Origin of the sequence: Pseudomonas sp. GM30 (assembly GCF_000282275.2) — a bacterium.
GTDB lineage: Bacteria > Pseudomonadota > Gammaproteobacteria > Pseudomonadales > Pseudomonadaceae > Aquipseudomonas.
In genome coordinates, this window is record NZ_AKJP02000027.1 from 146,919 (window position 1) to 173,901 (window position 26,983).

Here is a 26,983-nt window from a genome sequence, read left to right on the forward strand (position 1 = left end):
CCCTGTCGCCACATTCATTCTTTGCCCTGGATGCCCAAAAGCCTTGATTCGTCTGCTGAAATTTTTCGGTTGGTCCATCGTCGCCGTTTTCTGCGGACTGCTTTTAGGTCTCAGCGGCGCGTTTCTTTACCTTAGTCCGGGTTTGCCGTCTGTGGAGGCGCTGAGAAGCATTCAGTTGCAGATTCCTCTGCGGGTTTACAGCAGCGACAACAAGTTGATCGCAGAATTTGGCGAAATGCGCCGTACTCCGATCCGTTTCGCCGACATTCCACCCAATTTCATTAATGCGTTACTAAGTGCTGAAGACGACAATTTCGCCAATCACTATGGCGTTGATCCGAGCAGCCTGATGCGTGCGGCGACCCAACTGGTCAAAAGCGGGCACATTCAGTCCGGCGGCAGCACCATCACCATGCAGGTGGCGAAGAACTTCTTCCTGACCAGCGAACGCAGCTTCTCGCGCAAGACCACCGAGATTCTTCTGGCCCTGCAGATCGAACGACAGCTGACCAAGGACGAGATCCTCGAGCTGTACGTGAACAAGATTTATCTGGGTAACCGCGCCTATGGCATCGAGGCGGCAGCGCAGGTGTATTACGGCAAGTCGATCCGCGACGTCAGCCTGGCGCAGATGGCGATGATCGCCGGCCTGCCGAAAGCCCCGTCGCGCTTCAACCCGCTGGCCAACCCGGCGCGCAGTAAGGAACGTCGCGACTGGATCCTCGGGCGCATGTACAAGCTCGGGAAGATTTCCGAGGCCGACTACACCGCCGCGATCAACGAGCCGCTGAACGCCAGTTATCACGTACCGACGCCGGAAGTGAACGCGCCGTACATCGCCGAAATGGCCCGTGCCGAAATGGTCGGTCGCTATGGCAGCGACGCCTACACCGAAGGTTTCCGCGTCACCACCACGGTACCGAGCAATCTGCAGGAAATGGCCAACACCGCGCTGCACGAAGGCCTGATGACCTACGACCAGCGTCACGGCTACCGTGGCCCTGAATCGCGTCTGCCGGGCAAGACCCACGAAGCGTGGGCCAGCGAGCTGACCAAGCAGCGCACCATCAGCAGTCTTGAGCCGGCCATCGTCACCCAGGTCGACAAGAATGGCTTGCAGGTGCTGACCCGTACCGGCGAAGAACACGTCGCCTGGGACACCATGAAATGGGCACGGCCGTTCCTCAACACCAACAGCATGGGCGCCGCACCGCGCCAGCCGTCGGATGTGGCGCAGGTCGGCGACCTGATTCGCGTGCAGCGTCAGCCGAACAACTCGCTGAAATTCAGCCAGATCCCGCAGGCGCAAGGCGCGCTGGTGTCGCTGGATCCGCAGAACGGCGCGATTCGCTCGCTGGTCGGCGGTTTCGCCTTCGAGCAGAGCAACTACAACCGCGCCCTGCAGGCCAAGCGTCAGCCGGGTTCGAGCTTCAAGCCGTTCGTCTACAGTGCTGCACTGGACAGCGGTTATACCGCCGCGACGCTGGTCAACGATGCGCCGATCGTGTTCGTCGACGAGTACCTGGACAAGGTCTGGCGGCCGAAGAACGACACCAACACCTTCCTCGGCCCGATCCGTCTGCGCGAGGCGCTGTACAAGTCGCGTAACCTGGTGTCGATCCGCCTGTTGCAGGCGATGGGTGTGGGCAAGACCATCGACTACATCACCCGTTTCGGCTTCAACAAGCAGGACCTGCCGCCGAACCTGTCGCTGGCACTGGGCACCGCGACCCTGACCCCGATGGAGATCGCTACCGGCTGGAGCACCTTCGCCAACGGCGGCTACAAGATCACCCCGTACATCATCGACAAGATCGAAAGCCGCAACGGCGACACGCTGTTCGTCGCCAACCCGCCGACCGTGCCACAGGGTGGCTCGGCGACCGATGGCATCGCGGCGCCGACACCTCAGTCGATCACCGTCAACGCCGCGCCGGTGCCGGGTGAAGCACCGGGCGCTGCCACTGCGCCACAAACGCCGGCCGTGGCCGAGCGAATCGTCGATGGCCGCACCACCTACATCCTCAACAGCATGTTGCAGGACGTGATCAAGCTCGGCACCGGTCGCCGCGCACTGGCCATGGGTCGCAGCGACATCGCCGGCAAGACCGGTACCACCAACGAATCGAAGGATGCATGGTTCTCCGGTTACAACGCCGATTACGTGACCACCGTTTGGACCGGCTTCGACCAGCCGGAAAGCCTCGGCCGTCGCGAGTTCGGTGGCACCGTGGCGTTGCCGATCTGGATGAACTACATGTCTGCCGCGCTCAAGGACAAGCCGCCGCACGTACAGCCTGAGCCGGAAGGCATTCTCAGCCTGCGGGTGGATCCGGTCAGCGGTCGTGCGGCAACGCCGAGCACGCCTGGCGCGTACTTCGAACTGTTCAAGTCGGAAGACACGCCGCCTTCGGTGAATGAGCTGGGCAACGGTGCCGTACCGGGCAGTCCGCTGCCGGCGGATGAGCAGGCACCGATCGATCTGTTCTGATCCAGCGTCATTGAAAAGCCCCGCCTTCGAGAGAGCGGGGCTTTTTATTGTCTGTTGGTTTTGTGGTGAGACCACTGGCCTCATCGCGAGCAGGCTCACTCCTACAGGGACCAAGGTGCGGCATAGATAGAGTGAACAACTCAAACCCTGTAGGAGTGAGCCTGCTCGCGATGGCGCCATTCCAGTCGCGACAAAAATATCAGGCATAAAAAAGCCCCGACTCATGACGAGCCGGGGCTTTCGTTGAAGCGCTACAACGACTTAGCCGTTGAACACGTCATCCACACTTTTCAGCGGGTAGTTCTTCGGATACGGCAGGGTGGCCACACCGGTCTCGATCGCAGCTTTGGCCACAGCGTCGGAGATCAGGGTGATCAGGCGCTTGTCCATTGGTTTCGGAATGATGTACTCACGGCCGAATTCCAGCGGCGCACCACCGTAGGCGTCGCACACGTCCTGCGGCACTGGCAGCTTGGCCAGTTCACGCAGGGCGTTGGCCGCAGCTACTTTCATTTCTTCGTTGATGCGCTTGGCGCGAACGTCCAGGGCACCACGGAAGATGAACGGGAAGCCCAGTACGTTGTTGACCTGGTTCGGGTAGTCGGAACGACCGGTGGCCATGATCACGTCGCTGCGGGTGGCGTGTGCCAGCTCCGGGGAGATTTCCGGATCCGGGTTCGAGCAGGCGAAGACGATCGGGTTGGCCGCCATCGACAGCAGGCCTTCAGGGCTCAGCAGGTTCGGGCCGGACAGACCGACGAACACGTCAGCGCCTTGCAGAGCGTCAGCCAGGCTGCGCTTGTCGGTGGCGTGAGCGAACACGGCTTTGTACTGGTTCAGGTCGTCACGGCCGGAGTGGATCACACCGGTACGGTCAACCATGAAGATGTTTTCGATTTTTGCGCCCATGCTCACCAGCAACTTCATGCAGGAGATGGCCGCAGCGCCTGCGCCGAGGCAGACGATCTTGGCTTCCGGCAGGGTCTTGCCGGCGATTTCCAGGGCGTTGATCATGCCGGCCGCGGTCACGATTGCGGTGCCGTGCTGGTCATCGTGGAATACCGGAATGTCGCACTGCTCGATCAGAGCACGTTCGATCTCAAAGCACTCAGGTGCCTTGATGTCTTCCAGGTTGATGCCGCCGAAAGTGATGGAGATGCGTTTTACCGTGTCGATGAAGGCTTGCGGGCTTTCGGAGTCGACTTCGATGTCGAATACGTCGATACCGGCGAAGCGCTTGAACAGCACGCCTTTACCTTCCATAACCGGCTTGGAAGCCAGTGGGCCGAGGTTACCCAGCCCCAGAATCGCGGTGCCATCGGAAATGACTGCAACCAGGTTGCCCTTGCCGGTGTACTTGTAGGCCAGTTCAGGATCGCGAGCGATCTCACGCACTGGTTCAGCTACGCCGGGGCTGTAGGCCAGCGACAGGTCGCGGGCGGTAGCAGTGGCCTTGGTGAGCTCGACACTCAGCTTCCCTGGACGAGGATTGGCATGATATTCGAGAGCGGCAGTTTTCAGATCAGACATTTTGGCATTCCGCTTTTTACTGTTGGACAGACTGGTCAGCGAGGATACGCGCCTCGTAAAGTCCCCACAAGACTGAGCGGTCACCCCTGTCAAGCGCGCTGTCCTACGACTTTGGGCCAAGAGCCACGGCGCACAAGGGCTGGACTGTTCACAATCGACAGAAAAAATGTCTACAATTTTTATTCAGCGAGCGCTTTGCAGCATTGAAGGATCCGTCAGCGGAAGTAACCAGCGTGGCTGACCCGGTTTCAAACCGCCGCGTCGCGAACGATCGACGACCCAGCCGCGAGCCTCGATCTGCTTGCCTTTCAACGCCTGCAACCGGGCGCTGTCAAATTGTCCGACCAGATTGGGCGCAACGCGCAGTACAACCGAACCCTGCAACTCGATCCAGACTCCACCGCGATTGCGCTGAACTTTGCTCACACGCCCGCTGACCACGGCGAAACCCGAACGCTGGATCTGCTGCGCTTTCAGTACCGGCGACTGGCGCCAGACGCCGCGTCCAGCGGTTCGCGCGCTCCTCTCAGCAGCCTGCTGACAGGCAACAAGATCGATGTTCGGCGCCACCGCGACCTGAAAACCGAGGCCATCGGCGAGCATTTGCGCTTCAAGACTGGCGCCGCTGGCACTGTAGACATGCGCCAGGGTCCGGCCGTAATGGTCTTTGGCCTGCCTGCCGGGGAGCAACCCGACCCGCCCGCCACTGTCCGCCACCAGCGCTTCGAGGCGTTTGCGCGCCGCCACGGCGAAGGGTTCGTCACTGCGGCCCTGCTTGCCCAGCTCCGGCGTGTTGAGACCGATCATCCGCACACTGCGCCCATCGCTCAGGCGTAGCGTGTCGCCATCGACCACACGCTGGACGCTGACGCTGCTCAGGCCGGCAGGCGTGGGGCAAAATGCCTGGGCAGCGGACAGCCAAATCGCGGACACAAAAAAGGCGCCCACAAGGGACGCCTTTTTCATCAGCCTGGAGAAACCGTCGAAGTTTTCCAGAATGACCAATCTTACTTCTTGGCGCCGAAGGCACCGAAACGGTCGGCGAACTTCTGAACGCGACCACCGGTGTCCAGAGTCTTCTGCTTACCGGTGTAGAACGGGTGGCACTCGTTGCAAACGTCGATCGCCAGGGCTTTGCCGAAGGTCGAACGGGTTTCGAACTTGTTGCCGCAGCTGCAGGTTACTGCAACTTCTGGGTAATTCGGGTGGATATCAGCTTTCATGATGTCTTCCTCAGCTAGCGTGCCGCCACCCAACACTATTGTTGAATACCGCACGTAATTAGGCCGCGGATTCTACCAGACAATGTCAATCGCGCAAGCTGTCCCTGAGACCGACCGTCTGCTAGGCTCCCGGGCTTGAACGCACCCCTGTGGGAGCGAGCTTGCTCGCGAATGCGTTGTGCCAGTTGATGACTTCGTGCCTGACACACCGCGTTCGCGAGCAAGCTCGCTCCCACACTTGATCTGCGCCAAGCCTCCTTTTGTGTTGATAGAGATCCCCCCGCGTGCCCGACGCCATTCTGCGCCTCGCCCTGCCTTCGCCCCTGCGCCGCCTGTTCGATTATCGGGCGCCGGCCGGGGTATCGCGTGCCCAGTTGCAGCCGGGCATGCGCTTGCGTGTGCCGTTCGGTCGGCGGGAAATGATCGGGATCCTGGTCGAAGTCACCGACACCAGCGATGTACCGCTGGAGAAACTCAAACCGGCGCTGGCCCTGCTCGATGTCGAGCCACCGCTACCGCCCGCGCTATTCAAGCTGTGCCTGTGGACATCCCAGTATTATCAGCACAGCCTCGGCGACACCCTGAGCTGGGCGCTGCCGGTTTTGCTGCGACAGGGCGAACTGGCTGAGGCCCGTCAGGAGCGCTTCTGGTCGGTTGCGCCCGGTGCCAGCCTCGATGATCCGCGCATCGCCCGCGCCCCGCGCCAGCGTGAAGCATTGTCGACGCTGGCGCAGCACCCCCACGGCGTGGCCCATCAGTTGCTGAGCAAGCTGATGCTGAGCAAGGACAGCCTCGACCTGCTGCTGGCCAAGGGACTGGTGCAGGTGGAGATTCGCCGGCATGCGCCCGGCGTGCGCCATGAACACTGGCTGGCGCAACCGGAACTGCCGCTCAACACCGAACAACGCGCCGCTTACGAGGCGATCCGCGCCGGGTTCGACAGTTATCACGCGTTTCTGCTGGCCGGGGTCACCGGCAGCGGCAAAACCGAAGTCTATCTGCAACTGATCCGCGAAACCCTCGAAGCCGGCAAGCAGGCGCTGGTGCTGATCCCCGAGATCAACCTTGGCCCGCAGACTCTGGCGCGGTTCGAACAGCGCTTCAATGCGCGCATCGCCCTGCTGCATTCGGCGGTCAACGACCGTGAGCGCCTCGACGCCTGGCTCGCTGCCCGCGACGGCGAGGCCGACATTATTATCGGCACCCGCTCGGCGCTGTTCACCCCGATGAAGAACCCGGGACTGATCATCATCGACGAAGAACACGACGGTTCTTATAAACAACAGGAAGGCCTGCGCTACCACGCGCGGGATCTGGCGCTGGTGCGCGCGCGACAGGAAAACATCCCGATCGTGCTCGGCTCCGCCACGCCGTCGCTGGAAAGCCTGCACAACGCCTACACCGGTCGTTATGGCCTGCTACGCCTCAACGAGCGGGCCGGCGGCGCCAAACAACCACGTTTCCTGCGGCTGGACGTGAAAAGCCGTCCGCTGGACAGCGGCATTTCCGGACCGATGCAACAAGCCATCGGCCAGACCCTCGCGGCCGGCCAGCAGGTGCTGGTATTCCTCAACCGGCGCGGCTTTGCGCCGACATTGCTGTGTCACGATTGCGGCTGGATGTCGGAGTGTTCACGCTGCGACGCGCGGATGACCGTGCACCAGCGCTACGGTGAGCTGCGCTGTCATCACTGCGGCAACGTCGAACGCACGCCGCGCCAGTGCCCCAAGTGCAACAAGGTCGATCTGCGCCCGGTGGGCGCCGGCACCGAACGCGCCGAGGAACGGCTGGCGATTCTGTTCCCGGACTACCCGGTGCTGCGCGTCGACCGCGATAGCACCTCGCGCAAGGACGCGATGAATCAATTATTCGCGACGATTCAGAAGGGTCAGCCGTGCATTCTGGTCGGCACGCAGATGTTGGCCAAGGGGCACCACTTCCCCCGGGTCACGCTGGTGTCGATTCTGGATGCCGACGGCGGGCTGTTCTCCGGCGACTTTCGCGCCAGCGAGCGCATGGCGCAGTTGATCGTGCAGGTGGCCGGGCGCGCCGGCCGGGCCGAGGAGCCGGGCAAGGTAATCATCCAGACCCACCTGGCCGACCATCCTTTACTGGTGCAACTGACCGAGCAGGGTTACTTCGCCTTTGCCGAGCAGGCCTTGAGTGAGCGCCGCGCGGCGGGGCTGCCGCCGTTTTCACACCTGGCGCTGTTACGCGCCGAAGCGCACAAACCGGGGCAGGCGGAAGGTTTTCTCGATGAGGCATGCAGCGCCGCCGAGCGTTTGCTGGCTGAACAGAATCCAGGCGGGATCGAATTGCTCGGACCGGTGCCGGCACCGATGGAGCGCCGTGCGGGGCGCTATCGTGCACAGCTGTTGGTGCAAGCGGCGGCGCGGGCACCCTTGCATCGACTGCTCGCCAGCTGGTTGCTGGAGCTGGAACAGATGCCGAGCGGGCGCGCGGTGCGCTGGTCGCTGGATGTCGATCCGGTGGATTTGTATTGACGCTGACCTGTGGCGAGGGAGCTTGCTCCCGCTGGGGCGCGAAGCGGCCCCAAAACGGTAATGCCAGCCAAACCGATCCAGCCGGTTTTACGACTGCTGCGCAGCCGAGCGGGAGCAAGCTCCCTCGCCACAGGGTAATTTGTCACCACATATCCACATCCTGCCTGCTAAGGTTGGCAAGCCCGTCTTCGCAACGGATAATGCCCAGTTTTTCCACCCGCGCATCGATGCGCCGCCGCGCTTGCGGTCGAAAGAGAAGACCATGAAAGACACCATTCGCCAGCTGATCCAACAAGCCCTCACCCAACTCGTCAACGAAGGTGTGTTGCCTGAAGGCCTGTCGCCGGCGATTCAGGTGGAGAACGCCCGCGACAAAACCCACGGCGACTTCGCCAGCAACATCGCCATGATGCTGGCCAAGCCTGCGGGCATGAAGCCGCGCGATCTGGCGGAGAAAATCATTGCCGCGCTGCCGGCCGACGAGAACGTCACCAAGGCCGAAATCGCCGGCCCGGGTTTCATCAATTTCTTCCAGAACACCCAGGCCCTGGCCTCGCGCCTCGACGCCGCTCTGGCCGACGCCCACGTTGGCGTGCGCAAGGCCGGCCCGGCGCAGCGCACCGTGGTCGACCTGTCCGCACCGAACCTGGCCAAAGAAATGCACGTCGGCCACTTGCGCTCGACCATCATCGGCGACGGCGTGGCCCGTGTTCTCGAGTTCCTCGGCGACGAAGTGATCCGTCAGAACCACGTGGGCGACTGGGGCACCCAGTTCGGCATGCTGATGGCGTATCTGCAGGAAAACCCGATCACCAGCGACGAGCTGTCCGATCTGGAAAACTTCTACCGCGCCGCCAAGCAGCGTTTCGACGAATCCGAAGAGTTCGCCGACCGCGCCCGTGGCCTGGTGGTCAAGCTGCAGGCCGGCGATGCCGAATGCCTGGCGCTGTGGACACGATTCAAGGACATCTCGCTGTCGCACTGCCAGAAGATCTACGAACTGCTCAACGTCAAACTGACCATGGCCGACGTGATGGGCGAAAGCTCCTACAACGACGACCTGATCAACGTGGTCAACGACCTGAAAGCCGCCGGCATGCTGGTCGAGAGCAACGGCGCCCAGTGCGTGTTCCTCGACGAGTTCAAGAACGCCGACGGCGATCCGCTGCCAGTGATCATCGTCAAGGCTGACGGCGGTTACCTGTACGCCACCACTGACCTGGCGGCCGTGCGCTACCGCAGTGGCAAGCTGAAGGCTGACCGCGCGCTGTACTTCGTCGACCAGCGTCAGGCCCTGCACTTCCAGCAAGTGTTTGCCGTGGCGCGCAAGGCCGGTTTTGTGACCCATCCGATGGAAATGGAGCACATGGGCTTCGGCACCATGAACGGCGCCGATGGCCGTCCGTTCAAGACCCGTGACGGCGGCACCGTGAAGCTGATCGACCTGCTGACCGAAGCCCGGGAACGCGCCTACAACCTGGTCAAAGAGAAGAACCCGGAACTTGCCGAAGACGAACTGCGCAACATCGCCAAGGTTGTCGGCATCGGTGCGGTGAAATACGCCGACCTGTCCAAGCACCGCACCAGCGACTACAGCTTCAACTTCGACCTGATGCTGAACTTCGAAGGCAACACCGCGCCGTACCTGCTGTACGCCTACACCCGTGTGGCCGGGGTGTTCCGCAAACTGGGCAAGGACTTCAGTGAAGTCGAGGGCCAGATCGTCCTCGAAGCGGCGCACGAGCAGGAGCTGGCGGCGAAACTGGCGCAGTTCGGCGAAGTGCTGAACAGCGTTGCGGAAAAAGGCACGCCGCACATTCTCTGCACTTATCTGTATGACGTCGCCGGTCTGTTCTCCAGCTTCTACGAGAACTGCCCGATCCTCGCCGCCGAAACGCCGGTCCAGATGCAGAGCCGTCTGCGTCTGGCCGCGCTGACCGGTCGTACTCTCAAGCAAGGCCTGGAACTGTTGGGCCTGGAAACTCTGGAGCGCATGTAAGTTGGCTGCCAAGAAAAAACCTGCACCCAAGCGTGGCGCCAGCCGTTACCAAGCTCCTGCAAAGCAACCGATCCCGGGCTGGCTGTGGATGGCCATCGGCCTGACGGTCGGCGCGTTCATCGTGTTCCTGATGAAACTGGAGCCGGGCAAGGGCAGCGACACGGTCAAGCGCGAGAAAGTCGAGCAGGCGCAGCAGCAGAAAGCGTCGAAGATCGCCGAGGCCAACAAGACCCCGCCGAGCCCGACGCAACCGGTGAAGCCGAAGTACGACTTCTACACCCTGCTGCCGGAATCGGAAGTGATCGTGCCGCCGGATGCCGTGCCGGAGAAAACCCTGCCGACGCCGCAAGTGCCGACCACACCGGTGACCCCCGCGGAAGCAGCGAAGATCGACACCGCACGGGCGCAGGCTGCGTTGTCGGGCATCACCCCGCCGCCAGCGCCGCCGGTGGCGAAAGCGGCGCCGGTGACCAAGTTCTTCCTCCAGGCCGGTTCGTTCCGCAAAGAGGCGGACGCGGACAAGGTGCGGGCGCAGATCATTCTGCTCGGCCAGGCTGTGGCGGTTGAATCCGGTACGGTGAAGGATGAAACCTGGTATCGCGTACTGGTTGGCCCGTTCAGCAACCGCGAACAGCTGACCACCGCACAGAAACAATTGGCCGGCAGCGGCTTCAGCAATCTGCTGTTACAACAACGCCAGAGCCGATGACCTGACGCCGAACGTAAATCGTTCGGCGGACTTTGTGGCGAGGGAGCTTGCTCCCGCTGGGGTGCGAAGCGCCCCCAAACCCTGTGAATCCAGTGCATCAGACAGACCGGGATTGCAGGTTTTACGACTGCTGCGCAGCCGAGCGGGACGGTGCGAGGATTCGACAAGCTCCCTCGCCACAGAGGTTTGCACCACCCCTTCATCACCATTCGTCTCCCATTACCCTCCCCGGTTGAAATCCTCTCCAGCACCCCCATATGAATGGGCATAAGGCATTTTCGCCCCGCTGCGTGGAGACTCTTCCCTTGACCACCATCGTTTCAGTCCGCCGCCACGGCAAAGTCGTCATGGGCGGCGACGGCCAGGTTTCTCTCGGCAACACCGTGATGAAAGGCAACGCCAAAAAGGTGCGTCGCCTGTACCACGGCCAGGTCATCGCCGGTTTCGCCGGTGCCACCGCCGACGCCTTCACCCTGTTCGAACGTTTCGAAGGCCAGCTCGAGAAACATCAGGGCCACCTGATCCGCGCCGCTGTCGAACTCGCCAAAGAATGGCGCACCGACCGTTCCCTGAGCCGCCTCGAAGCCATGCTCGCGGTTGCCAACAAGGACGCCTCGCTGATCATCACCGGCAACGGTGACGTGGTCGAACCTGAAGACGGCCTGATCGCCATGGGTTCCGGCGGCGCCTACGCGCAAGCTGCGGCCAGCGCGCTGCTGAAAAAGACCGACCTGTCGGCTCGCGAGATCGTCGAGACCGCCCTCGGTATCGCCGGCGACATCTGTGTATTCACCAACCACACCCAGACCATTGAGGAGCAGGATCTCGCTGAATAAGCCTGACGCGGCCTAAGTGCCACGGCTTGTTTCTGCTTGAGGACCGTCAATTACTATGTCCATGACTCCCCGCGAAATCGTCCACGAACTCAACCGCCATATCATCGGCCAGGACGATGCCAAGCGCGCCGTCGCGATTGCCCTGCGCAACCGCTGGCGCCGCATGCAGCTGCCTGAAGAGCTGCGCGTTGAAGTGACTCCGAAAAACATTCTGATGATCGGCCCGACCGGTGTCGGTAAAACCGAAATCGCCCGTCGTCTGGCGAAACTGGCCAACGCGCCGTTCATCAAGGTCGAAGCGACCAAATTCACCGAAGTCGGCTACGTTGGCCGTGACGTCGAATCGATCATCCGTGATCTGGCCGACGCTGCGATCAAGATGCTCCGCGAGCAGGAAATGACCCGCGTACGTCACCGTGCCGAAGACGCTGCCGAGGATCGTATCCTCGACGCACTGCTGCCACCGGCACGCATGGGCTTCAGCAATGAAGAAGCGCCGAGCAGCGACTCCAACACCCGTCAGCTGTTCCGCAAGCGCTTGCGCGAAGGGCAACTGGACGACAAGGAAATCGAGATCGAAGTCGCCGAAGTGGCCGGCATCGAAATCGCCACGCCACCTGGCATGGAAGAAATGACCAGCCAGTTGCAGAACCTGTTCGCCAACATGGGCAAGGGCAAGAAGAAAGCGCGCAAGCTCAAGGTCAAGGAAGCGCTGAAACTGGTGCGCGACGAAGAGGCCGGGCGTCTGGTCAACGAAGAAGAGTTGAAGGCCAAGGCGCTGGAAGCGGTCGAGCAGCACGGCATCGTGTTCATCGACGAAATCGACAAGGTCGCCAAGCGCGGCAATGTCGGCGGCGCCGACGTGTCCCGTGAAGGCGTACAGCGCGATTTGCTGCCGCTGATCGAGGGCTGCACCGTCAACACCAAGCTGGGCATGGTCAAGACCGACCACATCCTGTTCATCGCTTCCGGTGCGTTCCACCTGAGCAAGCCGAGCGATCTGGTGCCTGAGCTGCAGGGTCGTCTGCCGATCCGCGTCGAACTCAAGGCGCTGAGCCCGGAAGACTTCGAACGCATCCTCAGCGAACCGCACGCCTCGCTCACCGAGCAATACTGCGCACTGCTGAAAACCGAAGGCCTGAACATCCAGTTCCAGCCGGAAGGCATCAAGCGTCTGGCGGAGATCGCCTGGCAGGTCAACGAGAAGACAGAGAACATCGGTGCCCGTCGTCTGCACACGCTGCTTGAGCGTCTGCTGGAAGAGGTGTCGTTCAGTGCCGGCGACCTGGCCAGCGCGCATGACGACAAGCCGATCCTGATCGACGCTGCGTACGTCAACAGCCACCTGGGCGAATTGGCGCAGAACGAAGACTTGTCCCGTTATATCCTGTAGGTCACCTTCTGTGTGAGCGGGCTTTTGTGGTGAGGGGATTTATCCCCGATGGGGCGCGAAGCCGCCCTTATCCCGTTGAGTGCGGTATCTCAGACACACCGCATCAACGGGTTTGCGGCTGCTGCGCAGCCGATCGGGGATAAATCCCCTCGCCACAAAGTTCGCTGACACAGGGCCTCTTTTCAGACGGATGACTGGCCCCATGACCAACATGATCCCCACCGACATCAAACTGCACAAAGCCTCGAAAACCCTGACGCTCAAATACGCGTCCGGCGAGGAGTACACCCTGCCCGCCGAATTTCTGCGCGTGCATTCCCCCTCCGCCGAGGTCCAGGGCCACGGCAAACCGATCCTGCAATTCGGCAAACTCAATGTCGGCCTCAGCGACCTGGAACCGGCCGGTCACTACGCACTGAAACTGACCTTCGACGACGGTCACGACAGCGGCCTGTTCACCTGGGAATACCTCTACGAGCTGGGGCGACGTCATGACGCACTCTGGGCCGATTATCTCGCTGAGCTCAAAGCCGCCGGGAAAACTCGCGATCCGGACCAGTCGATCGTCAAGCTGATGCTCTAGTCCGAGACTCTTGCTCTTTAGAGGGCATTTTCTAAATTCATCTGTTTGAATGCTGCGCCAAGTGGTCGAGGATCGGCCGCTTGCGAAAAAAATTAAACTCGGGTAACCAATGGAGCTGGCAAGTTCCCTGCAGTGCTCTACGACTGTAAAGCAGCTATGCAGAATTAACGGTCACCCGAGCAGTAGTACCTGGCATTCGCTGTGGAACTGCACAGCACAACACCGGGTACTCGTCTCAGGACAATGGAGCGTCGTAGATGAGTAACAAGAATAACGATGACCTGAAGTACCAAGCCTCGGAAAACACCCTGGGGCTTAATCCCGTCGTTGGGCTGCGCGGAAAGGATCTGCTGGCCTCTGCTCGAATGGTGCTGACCCAGGCCATCAAACAACCGATCCATAGCGTCAAGCACGTGACCCATTTCGGTCTTGAACTGAAGAACGTGCTGTTCGGCAAATCCGAACTGCAACCGGCCAGCGATGATCGTCGCTTCGTTGATCCGGCGTGGAGTCAGAACCCGCTCTACAAACGTTATCTGCAAACTTACTTGGCGTGGCGCAAGGAGCTCCATTCCTGGATCGACGATAGCAGCCTGTCACCCAAAGACATCGCTCGCGGCCACTTCGTGATCAACCTGATGACCGAAGCCATGGCCCCGACCAACACCGCCGCCAACCCGGCAGCGGTCAAACGCTTCTTCGAGACCGGCGGCAAAAGCCTGCTCGACGGCCTCTCGCATCTGGCCAAGGATCTTGTGCACAACGGCGGCATGCCGAGCCAGGTCAACATGGGCGCGTTCGAGGTCGGCAAGAGCCTGGGCGTGACCGAAGGCGCGGTGGTGTTTCGCAACGACGTGCTGGAGCTGATCCAGTACAAGCCGATCACCGAGCAGGTGCACGAGCGCCCGCTGCTCGTGGTGCCGCCACAGATCAACAAGTTCTATGTGTTCGACCTGAGCCCGGACAAGAGTCTGGCGCGCTTCTGCCTGCGCAACAACGTGCAGACCTTCATCGTCAGCTGGCGCAACCCGACCAAGGCCCAGCGCGAGTGGGGCCTGTCAACCTACATCGATGCGCTGAAAGAAGCAGTCGACGTGGTCACCGCCATCACCGGCAGCAAAGACGTGAACATGCTCGGCGCCTGCTCCGGCGGCATCACCTGTACCGCCCTGCTCGGCCACTACGCCGCCCTCGGCCAGAACAAGGTCAACGCGCTGACCCTGCTGGTCAGCGTGCTCGACACCACCCTGGACAGCGACGTCGCCCTGTTTGTCGACGAGCAGACCCTCGAGACCGCCAAGCGCCACTCGTACCAGGCCGGCGTGCTCGAAGGCAAAGACATGGCCAAGGTCTTCGCGTGGATGCGCCCCAACGATCTGATCTGGAACTACTGGGTCAACAACTACCTGCTCGGCAACGAGCCGCCGGTGTTCGACATCCTGTTCTGGAACAACGACACCACCCGGCTGCCGGCGGCGTTCCACGGCGACCTGATCGAGATGTTCAAAAACAATCCACTGATCCGCCCCAATGCACTGGAAGTGTGCGGCACGCCGATCGACCTCAAGCAGGTCACCGCCGACATCTTCTCGCTGGCCGGCACCAACGACCACATTACCCCGTGGAAGTCCTGCTACAAGTCAGCGCAGCTGTTTGGCGGCAAGGTCGAGTTCGTGCTGTCGAGCAGCGGGCACATCCAGAGCATCCTGAACCCGCCGGGCAACCCGAAATCGCGCTACATGACCAGCGAAGGCATGGCCGCCAATGCCGACGACTGGCAGGAGAATTCGACCAAGCACACCGATTCCTGGTGGCTGTACTGGCAGGCGTGGCAGGCCGAGCGCTCGGGCAATCTGAAAAAGGCACCACTGAAACTGGGCAACAAGGCGTACCCGGCAGGCGAGGCCTCGCCGGGCACTTATGTTCATGAGCGGTAACTGACACACCTCGGCTCCCCGAACTGTGGGGTGAAACTGTGGTGAGGGGATTTATCCCCGATGGGCTGCGAAGCGGCCCCAAAACCATCTGACGCGGTAGTTCTGAAAAACCGTGCGTAATGATTTTGCGACTGCTGCGCAGCCGATCGGGGATAAATCCCCTCACCACAAGGCTCACTCCTGCAGGGGAGCGGGGATGAATTAATTCACAGGGCCTGAAGCATGCCGCAACCGTTCATTTTCCGTACCGTCGATCTGGATGGGCAGACCCTCCGCACCGCGGTACGCCCCGGCAAGCCTCATTTGACACCCTTGCTGATTTTCAATGGCATCGGCGCCAACCTGGAGCTGGTGTTTCCGTTTGTCGCGGCGCTGGACCCGGATCTGGAAGTGATCGCCTTCGACGTGCCCGGTGTCGGCGGCTCGTCGACGCCGAGCCGGCCGTATCGCTTTCCCGGGCTGGCGAAGCTGACGGCGCGGATGCTCGACTACCTCGACTACGGTCAGGTCAATGTGATCGGCGTGTCGTGGGGCGGCGCGCTGGCGCAGCAGTTTGCCCATGACTACCCCGAGCGCTGCAAGAAACTGGTGCTGGCAGCGACGGCGGCCGGGGCTTTCATGGTGCCGGGAAAACCGAAAGTGCTGTGGATGATGGCCAGTCCCCGGCGCTACATCCAGCCATCGCACGTGATCCGCATTGCGCCGCTGATCTACGGCGGCTCGTTCCGCCGCGACCCGACGCTGGCTGCCAGCCATGCGGCGAAAGTGCGTTCGGCGGGCAAGCTCGGTTACTACTGGCAACTGTTCGCCGGCCTGGGCTGGACCAGCATTCACTGGCTGCACAAGATCCATCAGCCGACCCTGGTGCTGGCCGGCGACGACGATCCGCTGATCCCGCTGATCAACATGCGCATGCTTGCCTGGCGGATTCCCAATGCCCAGCTGCACATCATCGACGACGGTCATTTGTTCCTGATCACCCGCGCCGAAGCCGTGGCGCCGATCATCATGAAATTCCTTGAGGAGGAACGGCAGCGCGCCGTCATGCACCCGCATCCGACGCCGCTGGGCGGATAAATCACGGCGGCAGGCTTTATGCAGGGTTTTGAACAACGTGCGTGGCAGGACGCCGCGCAGGCAGCAACCCGTAACAGCGACTATGGTGTTCTGGTTCGGTGAGTTTGTTTTTGACCTGAAGACGAAGGAGTGTTGAGTCATGCGCGACAAACCTGCGACGGGCGTAGTGCCCAGCCCCGCCGTGTTCATCAATGCACAAAGTGCAATGACCGGCCTGCGTGGGCGGGACCTGCTCTCGACCTTGCGCAGCGTCGCCGCCCACGGTCTGCGCAACCCGATTCACAGCGCGAAACACGCCTTGAAACTCGGTGGCCAGCTCGGTCGCGTGCTGCTCGGTGAAACCCTGCACCCGACCAACCCGCAGGACGCGCGGTTCGCCGACCCGGCGTGGAGCCTCAATCCGTTCTACCGGCGCAGCCTGCAGGCGTATCTGGCCTGGCAGAAACAGGTCAAGAGCTGGATCGATGAAAGCAGCATGAGCGAGGACGACCGCGCCCGCGCGCATTTCGCGTTCACTTTGCTCAACGATGCCGTGGCGCCCTCCAATACCTTGCTCAATCCGCTGGCGGTGAAGGAACTGTTCAACTCCGGCGGCCAGAGTCTGGTGCGCGGTTTGAGCCACCTGTTCGATGATCTGCTGCACAACGATGGCCTGCCGCGTCAGGTCACCAAGCAGGCTTTCGAAGTCGGCAAGACCGTCGCCACCACCACCGGCGCCGTGGTGTTTCGCAACGAGATGCTCGAGCTGATCCAGTACAAGCCGATGAGCGAAAAGCAGTACGCCAAGCCGCTTTTGGTGGTGCCGCCGCAAATCAACAAGTACTACATTTTCGATCTCAGCCCGCACAACAGCTTCGTCCAGTACGCGCTGAAAAACGGCCTGCAGACCTTCATGATCAGTTGGCGCAACCCGGACGTGCGTCACCGCGAATGGGGCCTGTCGACCTACGTCGAGGCGGTGGAAGAAGCGATGAACATCTGCCGGGCGATCACCGGCGCGCGCGAGGTCAACTTGATGGGCGCCTGCGCCGGCGGCCTGACCATCGCCGCGCTACAGGGTCATCTGCAGGCCAAGCGGCAACTGCGACGGATCTCCAGTGCGACCTATCTGGTCAGCCTGCTCGACAGCGAGATCGAGACCCCGACCACGCTGTTCGCCGACGAACAGACCATCGAAGCGGCCAAACGCCGCTCCTACCAGCGAGGCGTGCTCGACGGTCGCGACATGGCCAAGGTGTTCGCCTGGATGCGGCCCAACGATTTGATCTGGAGCTATTTCGTCAACAACTACCTGCTCGGCAAAGAGCCGCCGGCCTTCGACATCCTCTACTGGAACAACGACAACACCCGCCTGCCCGCCGCCTTCCACGGCGACCTGCTGGACTTCTTCAAGCACAACCCGCTGACCCACCCGGGCGGGCTGGAAGTCTGCGGCACGCCGATCGATCTGCAGAAAGTCACCGTCGACAGCTTCAGCGTGGCTGGCATGAACGACCACATCACGCCGTGGGACGCGGTGTACCGCTCGACCCTGCTGCTCGGTGGCGAGCGGCGCTTTGTACTGTCCAACAGCGGGCACGTGCAGAGCATCCTCAACCCGCCGAGCAACCCGAAAGCCAATTACGTCGAGAACGGCAAGCTCAGCAGCGATCCACGCGCCTGGTACTACGACGCCAAACGCGTCGACGGCAGTTGGTGGCCGCAGTGGCTGGAGTGGATTCAGCAACGCTCCGGCACACAGCACGAGACCACGTTTACCCTCGGCAATCCGAACTATCCACCGATGGAGGCAGCACCCGGCACCTACGTGCATGTGCGCTGACGCTTAACCGAACTTTTCTAAGAAGACTGGATGAAAACCCGCGACCGGATTCTCGAATGTGCCCTGCAACTGTTCAACGAAAAGGGTGAGCCCAACGTCTCCACCATGGAGGTTGCCAACGAAATGGGGATCAGCCCCGGCAACCTCTACTACCACTTTCACGGCAAGGAGCCGTTGATTCTCGGCCTGTTCGAACGCTTTCAGAATGAGCTGGCGCCGCTGCTCGACCCGCCATCGGATGTCGAGTTGGCGCCGGAGGATTACTGGCTGTTCCTGCACCTGATCGTTGAGCGCCTGGCGCAGTACCGCTTTCTGTTCCAGGACCTGTCGAACCTCGCCGGGCGCCTGCCGAAGCTGGCCAAGGGCATTCGCAACCTGCTCAATGCGCTCAAGCGTACGCTGGCGTCATTGCTGGCGCGGTTGAAGGCAGCAGGGCAGTTGGTCAGTGATACCCAGGCGTTGGGCCAACTGGTGGAGCAGATCACCATGACTCTGTTGTTTTCGCTGGACTATCAACGGATTCTCGATCGCGAGGGCGAGGTCAAACTGGTGGTGTACCAGATCATGATGCTGGTGGCGCCGCATCTGCTGCCGCCGGTGAAGGTGGCGACGGAGCGGATGGCCCTGCAATACCTCGAAGATCACGAGTGACCCAGAATCAAAAGATCGTCCGAAGGCTCGGGCCGCGATCGGACGATCTTTTGATCTTCAAACAAAAACGCCCGACCTTCACAGGCCGGGCGTTTTGTTTTGCCCTGAAAAATCAGGACTGACTGGTTGGCGTCGACGGGGTCGATGCGGCAGTCGGGGTAGCTACCGGAGTCGGTGCAGCGGCGGAATTCGACGCGCTGGCCGGGATTGCCGGGGTAGCAGGCTTGGCTGCCGGAGCTGCCGGTTTTGGCGCAGCGGCTTTCGGCGCGGCCGGTTTTTTCACTGCCGGTTTTTTCGCCGCAGTCGGTTTGGCCGCAGGCTTGGCGGCAGCGGTTTTCGCTGCTGGCTTGGCTGCTGGCTTGGCTGCTGGCTTCGCCGCCGTTTTAGCGGCAGGCTTCGCAGCGGCCTTGGCGGCTGCAACCGGCTTGGCCGCTGCTTTCGCAGCAGGTTTGGCGGCAGCCGTTTTCGCTACGGATTTAACGGCTGCTTTAGCCTTCGCCACCGGTTTGGCAGCCGCTTTGGCCAATGGCTTGGCCGCTGTTTTGGCTGCCGGTTTTGCCGCTGCAGTTTTAGCGGCTGGTTTGGCCGCAGCGGTTTTCGCCGCTACCGGACGTGCCTTCTCGCCAGTGAGTTTCTCGATCTGCTTGGTCAGAGTCTCGACCTTGCTGTGCAGCGCTTTGACTTCGTTGCGGCTAGGCACACCGAGGCGCGAAATCGCGCTGTTCAGGCGCTTGTCGAAAGCCCCTTCCAGCTCGTCCCACTTGCCCAGTGCGCGATCTTTCACGCCGCTGATGCGCGACTTGGCCGAAGAAGCGGAGTCCTTGGCGGCATCGACTTTTTTGCCGACTGCAGACTTGGTGAGCTTCTCGGCTTTCTCGCCGTCTTTGACCAATGTATCGAAGAGCTTGCTGCCGTCAGTGTCGATCTTCGAGTACACGCCTAAACCAGCCAGCCAGATTTTGCGGGAGTAGTCTTCGACTTTCCCAATCCACGAGCTGCCTTCTTTATCGGTGTTCTTTTTACCAGCCATCCCGTTCTCCTTAAGATTTACGCGCGACGCGTTCGAGCAATGCCGTCAGCTCATCGAGCTTAGCAGAGAGTGTCTCAACGTCATGTTTAGACGGAATGCCGATACGATTCAAGGCGCTTGCTACACGGGAGTCGAACGCCTTCTCGACCTTGTCGAGCTGAACTTCGACGCGACCTTTGAACGAGCTGACTTCATCCTTGGCTTCGTCGATCTCGGCGTTGGCGGCTTCGAGTTTTTCGGTGACGGCTTTTTTGCCTTGCTTTTCAACAGTTTGACCAGCCTTGATCAACTCTTGAAAGTAGTCGCTACCTTCCTGGCCGACCTTGGTGTAGGCACCCAGGCCTGCCAGCCAGATCTTGCGGGCATAGGATTTGACGTCGCTCAGAGCAGAAGTCGAAGCGTCGATTTTTTTCTTCAGAATGACTTTGGCCATGGTGCACCTCACGCGCAGAAGGTTTGAGGAACTGCCCGCAAAAGTGTCGGGCTCAGGCACAAAGTAGGGAGAAAAATTAGAAACGGCACCCTAACAACTGACATAAAAGCCCGGGAGCACCACAAAACAAATGTAGGAGTGAGCCTGCTCGCGATAGCGTCGTGTCATTCAAAGAATTATTGGCTGACACGACGCTATCGCGAGCAGGCTCACTCCTACAGGAGATCTTGTTTCAGACAGAAATCAGACCAGCGCTTTGTCCAGCGCCTTCTCGATCTCGGCTTTGATCATGCCGCTCATGGCCGACATCATGATGCCCAGCTCCACATCGACACGAATCGAATCGTCAGCCACATGCACCGCGCCTTTCACGCCCGAGCGTTTGAGGTTCAGGGTGTCACCCGACCACTGCGGCTCCAGGCCATATTGATCGGAGAGTTTCTGCGCCAGCTTGTCGGCCTTCTCGCGGGCGGCTTCCTTGCCCAGGCTATGGGCACGCTCAACACTGATTTTGGCCATCGAATGACTCCTGCTTGATGAATAGGTGACGGTAAATCTTGACCGCGTCTGCGGCAAATCGTCCCGAAGGTTGCCCATCTTACCTTTAGCCATTCCAAGACAAAGCATGGCTTGGGGATTAGAATGTCGCGCATTCTCTTTTGGTGACAGCGATATGACTGATCAGCGCAAAGGCAGCGATGCCGAACCCACCACACACTTCGGCTTCAAAAACGTTCCGGAAAGCCAGAAAGCGGAAAAAGTCGCTGAGGTATTCCACTCCGTAGCCGCCAAGTACGACCTGATGAACGACCTTCTGTCGGGCGGCATGCACCGTCTGTGGAAGCGTTTCGCGATCGAACTGTCCGGTGTGCGTGCAGGCAACCGCGTGCTCGATATCGCCGGCGGCACTGGCGACCTGACCAAAAAGTTCTCGCATCTGGTCGGCCCGACCGGTCAGGTGGTACTGGCCGACATCAACGAATCGATGCTCAAGGTCGGGCGTGACCGCCTGCTGGACCTGGGTGTGTCGGGCAACGTCGAATTCGTTCAGGCGGACGCGGAAAAACTGCCGTTCCCGGACAATCACTTCGACTGCGTGACCATCGCTTTCGGCCTGCGCAACGTGACGCACAAGGAAGACGCCCTGCGCTCGATGCTGCGCGTGCTCAAGCCCGGCGGCCGCCTGCTGGTGCTGGAGTTCTCCAAGCCGACCAACGCACTGATGTCGAAAGCCTACGACGCTTACTCGTTCGCTTTCATGCCGCTGATGGGCAAGCTGATCACCAACGATTCGGAAAGCTATCGCTACCTGGCCGAATCGATCCGCATGCACCCGAATCAGGAAACCCTGAAGTCGATGATGGTCGACGCCGGTTTCGACCGCGTGACCTATCACAACATGACCGCAGGCATCGTCGCCCTGCACCGCGGCATCAAGCCCTGATGTTGCTCACCGGGCTGCTCGCCAGCGTCGAACTCGGCCTCAACCGGGTGCTGCGTCTCGACAGCACGGCGCTGCCGCGGCTGGCGCATCTGACCGGCAAGGTGATTGCCGTCGACTGCCGCAGCCCGGCGCTGCAACTGTTCATCCTGCCCAGCGATGAAGGCCTGATGCTCGCCTCGCACTGGGAAACCGGCGTCGACTGCACCCTGCGCGCCCCGGCGTCGAGCCTGGTGAAACTGGCCGTGAGCAAAGACAAGACCGCGGTGCTGCACGCCCCGGAAGTCGAGCTCGACGGTGACAGCGGCGTGCTGCTGGAACTGGCCGGGGTGCTGCAGGACCTCGAGCTGGACTGGGAGTACGAACTCTCACGCTGGCTCGGCCCGGTCGCCACGCAACTGATTGGCGGTCATCTGCGCAGCCGCGCACGCTGGTATCAACAAGGATTTGCCAGCCTCAACCAGAACCTCGCCGAATACCTCGCTGAAGAATCGCGCACCCTGGTCGGGCAGCGCGAAGCCGAAGCGCGGTTCAGCGAACTGGACCGGATCAAAGTTGATCTGGAACGTCTCGAGGCGCGCTTCGAGCGCCTTTCCCGATCCCTCGACCCAAGCGATAACGCATGAAGCTGCTTGCCGTCCGCCGTCTGTTGCGCATCCAGCGCGTCGTGATCCGCTACCGCCTCGATGACCTGCTGTTCGATCTGCCGCTGCCCTGGTTTCTCCTGGCGCTGCGCTACGTGCTGCCGTGGCGCTGGTTGCCGCGCAAGCCGCTGGAGCTGAGCCGAGGCGCGCGCCTGCGTCTGGCGCTGCAGGATCTGGGGCCGATCTTCATCAAGTTCGGGCAGATTCTCTCGACCCGTCGCGACCTGCTGCCGGAAGACATCGCCGATGAGCTGATGCTGCTGCAGGACCGTGTGCCGCCGTTCGATTCGCAGCTGTCGATCAAGCTGATCGAGGAGCAACTGGGCAAGAAGATCAGCGAAGTGTTCAGTCGCTTTGACGTCGAACCGCTGGCCTCGGCCTCGGTGGCGCAGGTGCATGCCGCACAACTGAAGACCGGCGAAGAAGTGGTAGTCAAGGTGATCCGCCCGGGCCTGAAACCGGTGATTGCCCAGGATCTGGCGTGGCTGTTCATCCTCGCCCGCGCCGCGGAGAAAGTCTCCGCCGACGCCCGCCTGCTGCACCCGGTGGACGTGGTGCAGGACTACGAAAAAACCATCTACGACGAACTCGATCTGCTGCGCGAGGCGGCCAACGCCAGCCAGTTGAAGCGCAACTTCGAAGGCTCGCCGCTGCTCTACGTGCCGCAAGTCTATTGGGACTGGTGCCGGCCGAAAGTGCTGGTGATGGAGCGCATCTACGGGATTCAGGTGACCGATCTGGCGACCCTCGCCGACCAGCGCACCGACATGAAAATGCTCGCCGAGCGCGGCGTAGAGATCTTCTTCACCCAGGTGTTCCGCGACAGTTTCTTCCACGCCGACATGCACCCGGGCAATATCTTCGTCAGCACCGTCAATCCGTGGAGCCCGCAGTACATCGCGATCGACTGCGGCATCGTCGGCAGCCTGACCCCGGAAGACCAGGACTACCTGGCGCGCAACCTGTTCGCCTTCTTCAAGCGCGACTACCGCCGCGTGGCGCAGTTGCACATCGATTCGGGCTGGGTCCCGGCGGAAACCAAGCTCAACGAATTCGAAGCGGCGATCCGTACCGTGTGCGAGCCGATATTCGAAAAACCGTTAAAAGATATTTCATTTGGCCAGGTGCTGATGCGCCTGTTCCAGACCGCGCGCCGTTTCAACATGGAAGTGCAGCCGCAACTGGTTCTGCTGCAGAAGACTCTGTTGAACATCGAGGGCCTCGGTCGTCAGCTGTACCCGGATCTGGATCTGTGGAACACCGCGCAGCCGTTCCTCGAGCGCTGGATGCGCGAGCGCGTCAGCCCCAAAGCCTTGATCGGCAACGTGCAGAGCCAGTTCGAACAACTGCCGCATCTGGCCAACATGGCCCGCGATCTGCTCGAACGCATGTCGCAACCGCACGCCTACGACCCGCCGCCACCGTGGCACAAACGCAAGGACGACTGGTTCCTGCGCCTGCTCGGTTGCGCACATCTGGCCGGCGGGACGATCCTCGCCGCCGGTGGCCCGCTGCACGAACTGGGGCATTGGCCGGCGGGCATCATGGTGGCCGTCGGCTTGTATCTGGTCGTTCGCCGATAGCCAGTTCGCTGATCGGCTGGCACACTGTTTCAACGCCTGAACCCGACTATTGAAGTACGGGTTCGCTGTCGGAGTCGAAGATGAAAAACTGGCTGGACGAGATCAAGTGGGACGCTGATGGCCTGGTGCCGGCGATTGCCCAGGATCACAAGACCGGACGCGTGCTGATGATGGCCTGGATGAACCGCGAAGCGCTGGAACTGACCGCTGCGGAAAACCGTGCAATCTACTGGTCACGTTCCCGTGGCAAGCTGTGGCGCAAGGGCGAAGAGTCCGGCCATGTACAGACCCTGCATGAAATGCGTCTGGACTGTGACGCCGACGTGATCATCCTGATGGTCGAACAGATCGGCGACATCGCTTGCCATACCGGCCGTCAAAGCTGCTTTTACCGCGTCTACGAAAACGGCGACTGGAAAACGGTCGACCCGGTTCTGAAAGACCCGCACGCCATCTATTCCGCAGGACACAAACATGAGTGACACCCTGACTCGCCTGGCCGAAGTGCTCGAAGAGCGCAAAGGCGCAGCGGCCGACAGCTCATATGTAGCTAGTCTGTATCACAAGGGCCTGAACAAGATTCTGGAGAAAGTCGGCGAAGAGTCGGTCGAAACCATTATTGCCGCCAAGGACGCCGCCATCAGCGGTGACTGCAGCGATGTGATCTACGAGACCGCCGACCTGTGGTTCCACAGCATGGTCATGCTCGCCCAACTGGGGCAGCATCCGCAGGCCGTGCTGGATGAACTGGATCGTCGCTTCGGCCTGTCCGGACACGTCGAGAAAGCCTCGCGTCCGTCCGCCTGAACAATTTTTAGAGAGGAACAGCAACATGGGCATTTTTGACTGGAAACACTGGATCGTCATTCTGGTAGTCGTGGTGCTGGTGTTCGGCACCAAGAAACTGAAAAACCTCGGCACCGACGTCGGCGAGTCGATCAAGGGCTTTCGCAAAGCCATGAACGATGACGAAAAGCCAGCCGCCGATCCGACCGTGACGCCTGCGCAGCCAGTACCACCGGTGCAGCCGCAAGCCACCGCTCAGGCCAACCCGCCGCACACCATCGACGTGCAGGCGCAGAAAGTCGAAGAGCCGATCCGCAAAGACGTGTGAGACTGACAAATGTTTGGTATCAGCTTCTCTGAACTGCTGCTCGTCGGCCTCGTCGCCCTGCTGGTGCTGGGCCCCGAGCGTCTGCCGGGCGCTGCGCGCACCGCTGGCCTGTGGGTCGGCCGGCTGAAGCGCAGCTTCAACGCGATCAAACAGGAAGTTGAGCGTGAAATCGGTGCCGACGAGATCCGTCGGCAACTGCACAACGAGCACATTCTGTCGCTGGAGCAGGAGGCGCGGAAGATTTTCACGCCGGTTCAGCAAGAGCCGACCCCGGTTGAGCATGTGGGTGAGCAGACGATTCACAGCCCTGCCGCAGTCGCTCCGGTGACACCTGCACCCGCCACACAGGCAGAAACGGTGCCCGCATCTGCAGAAATCTCGGTTGAACACGTTGCTCCAGCCGCCGCGCCCTTAGCGCCGGCCCCTCACGACCCTACATTGCCGCCGCGAGCCCCATGAGCGATCTTCCCGAAAACGACCAGCACATGCCGCTAGTATCGCACCTCACCGAGTTGCGCACCCGCCTGCTGCGTTGTGTGGCGGCGGTGTTCATCATCTTCGCCGGGTTGTTCGCGTTCACCCAGCAGATCTACACCTTCGTCTCGACGCCGCTGCGCCAGTACCTGCCGGTCGGTGCGACGATGATCGCCACTGACGTGTCGTCGCCGTTCCTGACGCCGCTGAAGCTGACGATGATGGTCTCGCTGTTCCTCGCGATTCCGGTGATCCTGCATCAGATCTGGGGCTTCATCGCGCCGGGCCTGTACAAGCATGAGAAACGCGTCGCCGTGCCGCTGCTGGTGTCGAGCATCCTGCTGTTCTACACCGGCATGGCGTTCGCCTATTACTTCGTGTTCCCGCTGATCTTCAAGTTCTTCGCCGCCGCCACCCCGGCCGGCGTGGAAATGATGACCGACATCACCAGTTACCTCGACTTCGTCATGACGCTGTTCTTCGCCTTCGGCGTCGCGTTCGAAATTCCGGTGGCCGTGGTGCTGCTGGTGTGGATCGGCGTGGTAGACGTCAAATACCTGAAGAAGATCCGCCCGTACGTGATCATCGGCTGCTTCGTGGTCGGCATGATCCTCACCCCGCCGGACATCTTCTCGCAGACCCTGCTGGCGGTACCGATGTGGATGCTGTTTGAAATCGGCATTCTGTTCGGCGGCCTGATCAGCAAGCGCGAACGCCCGGACGAAACGCCAGCCGACGATCACAACGACCAGCCGCCAGCGACCCAGGCATGAACCTGCTGTTGCTCGAAGAGGCCGACTTCATCGCGGCCGACCGCGTCGTGCTGCGTGACCGGCGCCTGACCCACATGCAGGAAGTGCACCGCTCGGAAGTCGGGGACAGCCTGCGCGTCGGCCGCATCAACGGACTGATGGGTTCGGCTGAACTGCTGCGCCTTGAAGCTGGCGAAGCCGAGTTGCGTGTCACCCTCGATCAACCACCGCCGGCCAAACTGCCGCTGACCCTGGTGCTGGCCCTGCCACGGCCGAAGATGCTGCGGCGAGTGTTCCAGACCGTGGCGACCATGGGCGTGTCGAAGGTGATTCTGCTCAACAGCTACCGGGTCGAGAAGAGTTTCTGGCAGACGCCGTTTCTCGAGCCGGAAGCGATTCGCGAGAACCTGATCCTCGGCCTCGAACAGGCCCGCGATACCGTGCTGCCGGAAGTCATCATCGAGAAGCGCTTCAAACCGTTCGTCGAAGATCGTCTGCCAGCGATCAGCGAAGGCACCCTCGGTCTGGTCGGCCATCCCGGCAACTACCCGCCGTGCCCGCGTGCGTTGAGCGAACCGGTAACGCTGGCGATCGGCCCCGAAGGCGGATGGATCCCCTACGAAATCGACCTGCTGGGCAAGTCCGGCCTGAAACCGGTGCAACTGGGCGAGCGCATCCTGCGCGTCGAAACCGCCGTCACCGCCCTGCTCGCCCGCCTGTTCTAAAGTACTGTGGCGAGGGAGCTTGCTCCCGCTTG

Annotated in this window: 26 protein-coding genes; 20 read left to right on the forward strand and 6 right to left on the reverse strand. The window is 61.3% G+C overall.

Annotated features, from left to right (window positions below):
• The first annotated feature begins 46 nt into the window (after positions 1–46).
• Entirely contained in the window at positions 47–2,491 is a 2,445-nt protein-coding gene (locus PMI25_RS18495) for a penicillin-binding protein 1A (RefSeq protein WP_443200891.1), read from the forward strand.
• 261 nt (positions 2,492–2,752) lie between these two features.
• Here PMI25_RS18495 and PMI25_RS18500 read toward each other — a convergent pair whose 3' ends face one another.
• The 3 genes from PMI25_RS18500 to rpmE all read right to left on the reverse strand — a co-directional run bounded on the left by PMI25_RS18500 (position 2,753) and on the right by rpmE (position 5,244).
• Positions 2,753–4,021 (reverse strand): malic enzyme-like NAD(P)-binding protein, encoded by a 1,269-nt coding sequence (locus PMI25_RS18500; protein ID WP_007968342.1) that lies wholly within the window; start codon positions 4,019–4,021, stop codon positions 2,753–2,755.
• Positions 4,022–4,204: 183 nt separating this feature from the next.
• On the reverse strand, positions 4,205–4,987 hold the full coding sequence (locus tag PMI25_RS18505; RefSeq protein WP_045122129.1) for a thermonuclease family protein: 783 nt from the start codon (positions 4,985–4,987) through the stop codon (positions 4,205–4,207).
• 41 nt (positions 4,988–5,028) lie between these two features.
• Complete coding sequence (gene rpmE / locus PMI25_RS18510) at positions 5,029–5,244, reverse strand: 50S ribosomal protein L31 (RefSeq protein WP_007968345.1); 216 nt, start codon at positions 5,242–5,244, stop codon at positions 5,029–5,031.
• Positions 5,245–5,528: 284 nt separating this feature from the next.
• Here rpmE and PMI25_RS18515 point away from each other — a divergent pair, with 284 nt between their 5' ends.
• The 10 genes from PMI25_RS18515 (at position 5,529) to PMI25_RS18560 (ending at position 18,755) form a co-directional block, all read left to right on the forward strand.
• On the forward strand, positions 5,529–7,748 hold the full coding sequence (locus PMI25_RS18515; RefSeq protein ID WP_007968347.1) for a primosomal protein N': 2,220 nt from the start codon (positions 5,529–5,531) through the stop codon (positions 7,746–7,748).
• 262 nt (positions 7,749–8,010) lie between these two features.
• Positions 8,011–9,747 (forward strand): arginine--tRNA ligase, encoded by a 1,737-nt coding sequence (gene argS, locus PMI25_RS18520; RefSeq protein ID WP_007968348.1) that lies wholly within the window; start codon positions 8,011–8,013, stop codon positions 9,745–9,747.
• A gap of 1 nt (position 9,748) precedes the next feature.
• Positions 9,749–10,456 carry an SPOR domain-containing protein gene (locus PMI25_RS18525; RefSeq protein ID WP_007968349.1) on the forward strand — a complete coding sequence of 236 codons (708 nt, stop codon included), beginning with the start codon at positions 9,749–9,751 and terminating at the stop codon, positions 10,454–10,456.
• Between the two features lie 305 nt (positions 10,457–10,761).
• On the forward strand, positions 10,762–11,292 hold the full coding sequence (hslV, locus tag PMI25_RS18530; protein WP_007968352.1) for an ATP-dependent protease subunit HslV: 531 nt from the start codon (positions 10,762–10,764) through the stop codon (positions 11,290–11,292).
• Positions 11,293–11,347: 55 nt separating this feature from the next.
• Complete coding sequence (hslU, locus tag PMI25_RS18535; protein ID WP_007968354.1) at positions 11,348–12,685, forward strand: ATP-dependent protease ATPase subunit HslU; 1,338 nt, start codon at positions 11,348–11,350, stop codon at positions 12,683–12,685.
• A gap of 202 nt (positions 12,686–12,887) precedes the next feature.
• Positions 12,888–13,268 carry a gamma-butyrobetaine hydroxylase-like domain-containing protein gene (locus tag PMI25_RS18540; RefSeq protein ID WP_007961787.1) on the forward strand — a complete coding sequence of 127 codons (381 nt, stop codon included), beginning with the start codon at positions 12,888–12,890 and terminating at the stop codon, positions 13,266–13,268.
• Between the two features lie 257 nt (positions 13,269–13,525).
• Positions 13,526–15,205, forward strand: a complete 1,680-nt coding sequence (gene phaC, locus PMI25_RS18545) for a class II poly(R)-hydroxyalkanoic acid synthase (protein ID WP_007961785.1) — start codon at positions 13,526–13,528, stop codon at positions 15,203–15,205.
• A gap of 222 nt (positions 15,206–15,427) precedes the next feature.
• Positions 15,428–16,282, forward strand: coding sequence for a poly(3-hydroxyalkanoate) depolymerase (gene phaZ / locus PMI25_RS18550; RefSeq protein WP_007961784.1), 855 nt, complete (start codon positions 15,428–15,430; stop codon positions 16,280–16,282).
• A gap of 139 nt (positions 16,283–16,421) precedes the next feature.
• Positions 16,422–18,104: a class II poly(R)-hydroxyalkanoic acid synthase gene (gene phaC / locus PMI25_RS18555; RefSeq protein WP_007961783.1), complete on the forward strand. Its 1,683-nt coding sequence runs from the start codon at positions 16,422–16,424 to the stop codon at positions 18,102–18,104.
• A gap of 30 nt (positions 18,105–18,134) precedes the next feature.
• On the forward strand, positions 18,135–18,755 hold the full coding sequence (locus PMI25_RS18560) for a TetR/AcrR family transcriptional regulator (RefSeq protein ID WP_007961782.1): 621 nt from the start codon (positions 18,135–18,137) through the stop codon (positions 18,753–18,755).
• Between the two features lie 112 nt (positions 18,756–18,867).
• Here PMI25_RS18560 and PMI25_RS18565 read toward each other — a convergent pair whose 3' ends face one another.
• From PMI25_RS18565 to PMI25_RS18575, 3 genes are all read right to left on the reverse strand, one after another.
• A complete protein-coding gene (locus PMI25_RS18565) occupies positions 18,868–19,785 on the reverse strand; it encodes a phasin family protein (RefSeq protein WP_007961781.1) in 918 nt (305 codons plus the stop codon).
• Between the two features lie 10 nt (positions 19,786–19,795).
• Entirely contained in the window at positions 19,796–20,218 is a 423-nt protein-coding gene (locus PMI25_RS18570; RefSeq protein ID WP_007961780.1) for a phasin family protein, read from the reverse strand.
• Between the two features lie 243 nt (positions 20,219–20,461).
• Positions 20,462–20,737, reverse strand: coding sequence for a polyhydroxyalkanoic acid system family protein (locus tag PMI25_RS18575; protein WP_003220859.1), 276 nt, complete (start codon positions 20,735–20,737; stop codon positions 20,462–20,464).
• A 154-nt stretch (positions 20,738–20,891) separates the two neighbouring features.
• Here PMI25_RS18575 and ubiE point away from each other — a divergent pair, with 154 nt between their 5' ends.
• The 9 genes from ubiE to PMI25_RS18620 all read left to right on the forward strand — a co-directional run bounded on the left by ubiE (position 20,892) and on the right by PMI25_RS18620 (position 26,951).
• A complete protein-coding gene (gene ubiE / locus PMI25_RS18580) occupies positions 20,892–21,662 on the forward strand; it encodes a bifunctional demethylmenaquinone methyltransferase/2-methoxy-6-polyprenyl-1,4-benzoquinol methylase UbiE (RefSeq protein ID WP_007961779.1) in 771 nt (256 codons plus the stop codon).
• On the forward strand, positions 21,662–22,285 hold the full coding sequence (locus tag PMI25_RS18585; RefSeq protein ID WP_007961778.1) for a ubiquinone biosynthesis accessory factor UbiJ: 624 nt from the start codon (positions 21,662–21,664) through the stop codon (positions 22,283–22,285). Before ubiE ends, PMI25_RS18585 begins: the two co-directional genes overlap by 1 nt.
• Positions 22,282–23,886 (forward strand): ubiquinone biosynthesis regulatory protein kinase UbiB, encoded by a 1,605-nt coding sequence (gene ubiB / locus PMI25_RS18590; protein WP_007961777.1) that lies wholly within the window; start codon positions 22,282–22,284, stop codon positions 23,884–23,886. Before PMI25_RS18585 ends, ubiB begins: the two co-directional genes overlap by 4 nt.
• An 80-nt stretch (positions 23,887–23,966) precedes the next feature.
• Positions 23,967–24,368, forward strand: coding sequence for a phosphoribosyl-AMP cyclohydrolase (hisI, locus tag PMI25_RS18595; RefSeq protein ID WP_003220851.1), 402 nt, complete (start codon positions 23,967–23,969; stop codon positions 24,366–24,368).
• Positions 24,361–24,693, forward strand: a complete 333-nt coding sequence (locus PMI25_RS18600) for a phosphoribosyl-ATP diphosphatase (RefSeq protein ID WP_007909355.1) — start codon at positions 24,361–24,363, stop codon at positions 24,691–24,693. Before hisI ends, PMI25_RS18600 begins: the two co-directional genes overlap by 8 nt.
• Before the next feature lie 25 nt (positions 24,694–24,718).
• The gene (locus PMI25_RS18605; protein ID WP_003220847.1) at positions 24,719–25,000 is read left to right on the forward strand and encodes a twin-arginine translocase TatA/TatE family subunit; all 282 of its coding nucleotides are present in this window, start codon (positions 24,719–24,721) and stop codon (positions 24,998–25,000) included.
• 9 nt (positions 25,001–25,009) lie between these two features.
• Entirely contained in the window at positions 25,010–25,459 is a 450-nt protein-coding gene (gene tatB / locus PMI25_RS18610; protein WP_007961776.1) for a Sec-independent protein translocase protein TatB, read from the forward strand.
• A complete protein-coding gene (gene tatC / locus PMI25_RS18615) occupies positions 25,456–26,247 on the forward strand; it encodes a twin-arginine translocase subunit TatC (protein WP_007961773.1) in 792 nt (263 codons plus the stop codon). The genes tatB and tatC overlap by 4 nt, the downstream gene beginning before the upstream one ends.
• Positions 26,244–26,951, forward strand: coding sequence for a 16S rRNA (uracil(1498)-N(3))-methyltransferase (locus tag PMI25_RS18620; protein ID WP_007961771.1), 708 nt, complete (start codon positions 26,244–26,246; stop codon positions 26,949–26,951). Before tatC ends, PMI25_RS18620 begins: the two co-directional genes overlap by 4 nt.
• The last annotated feature ends 32 nt before the right edge of the window (positions 26,952–26,983 follow it).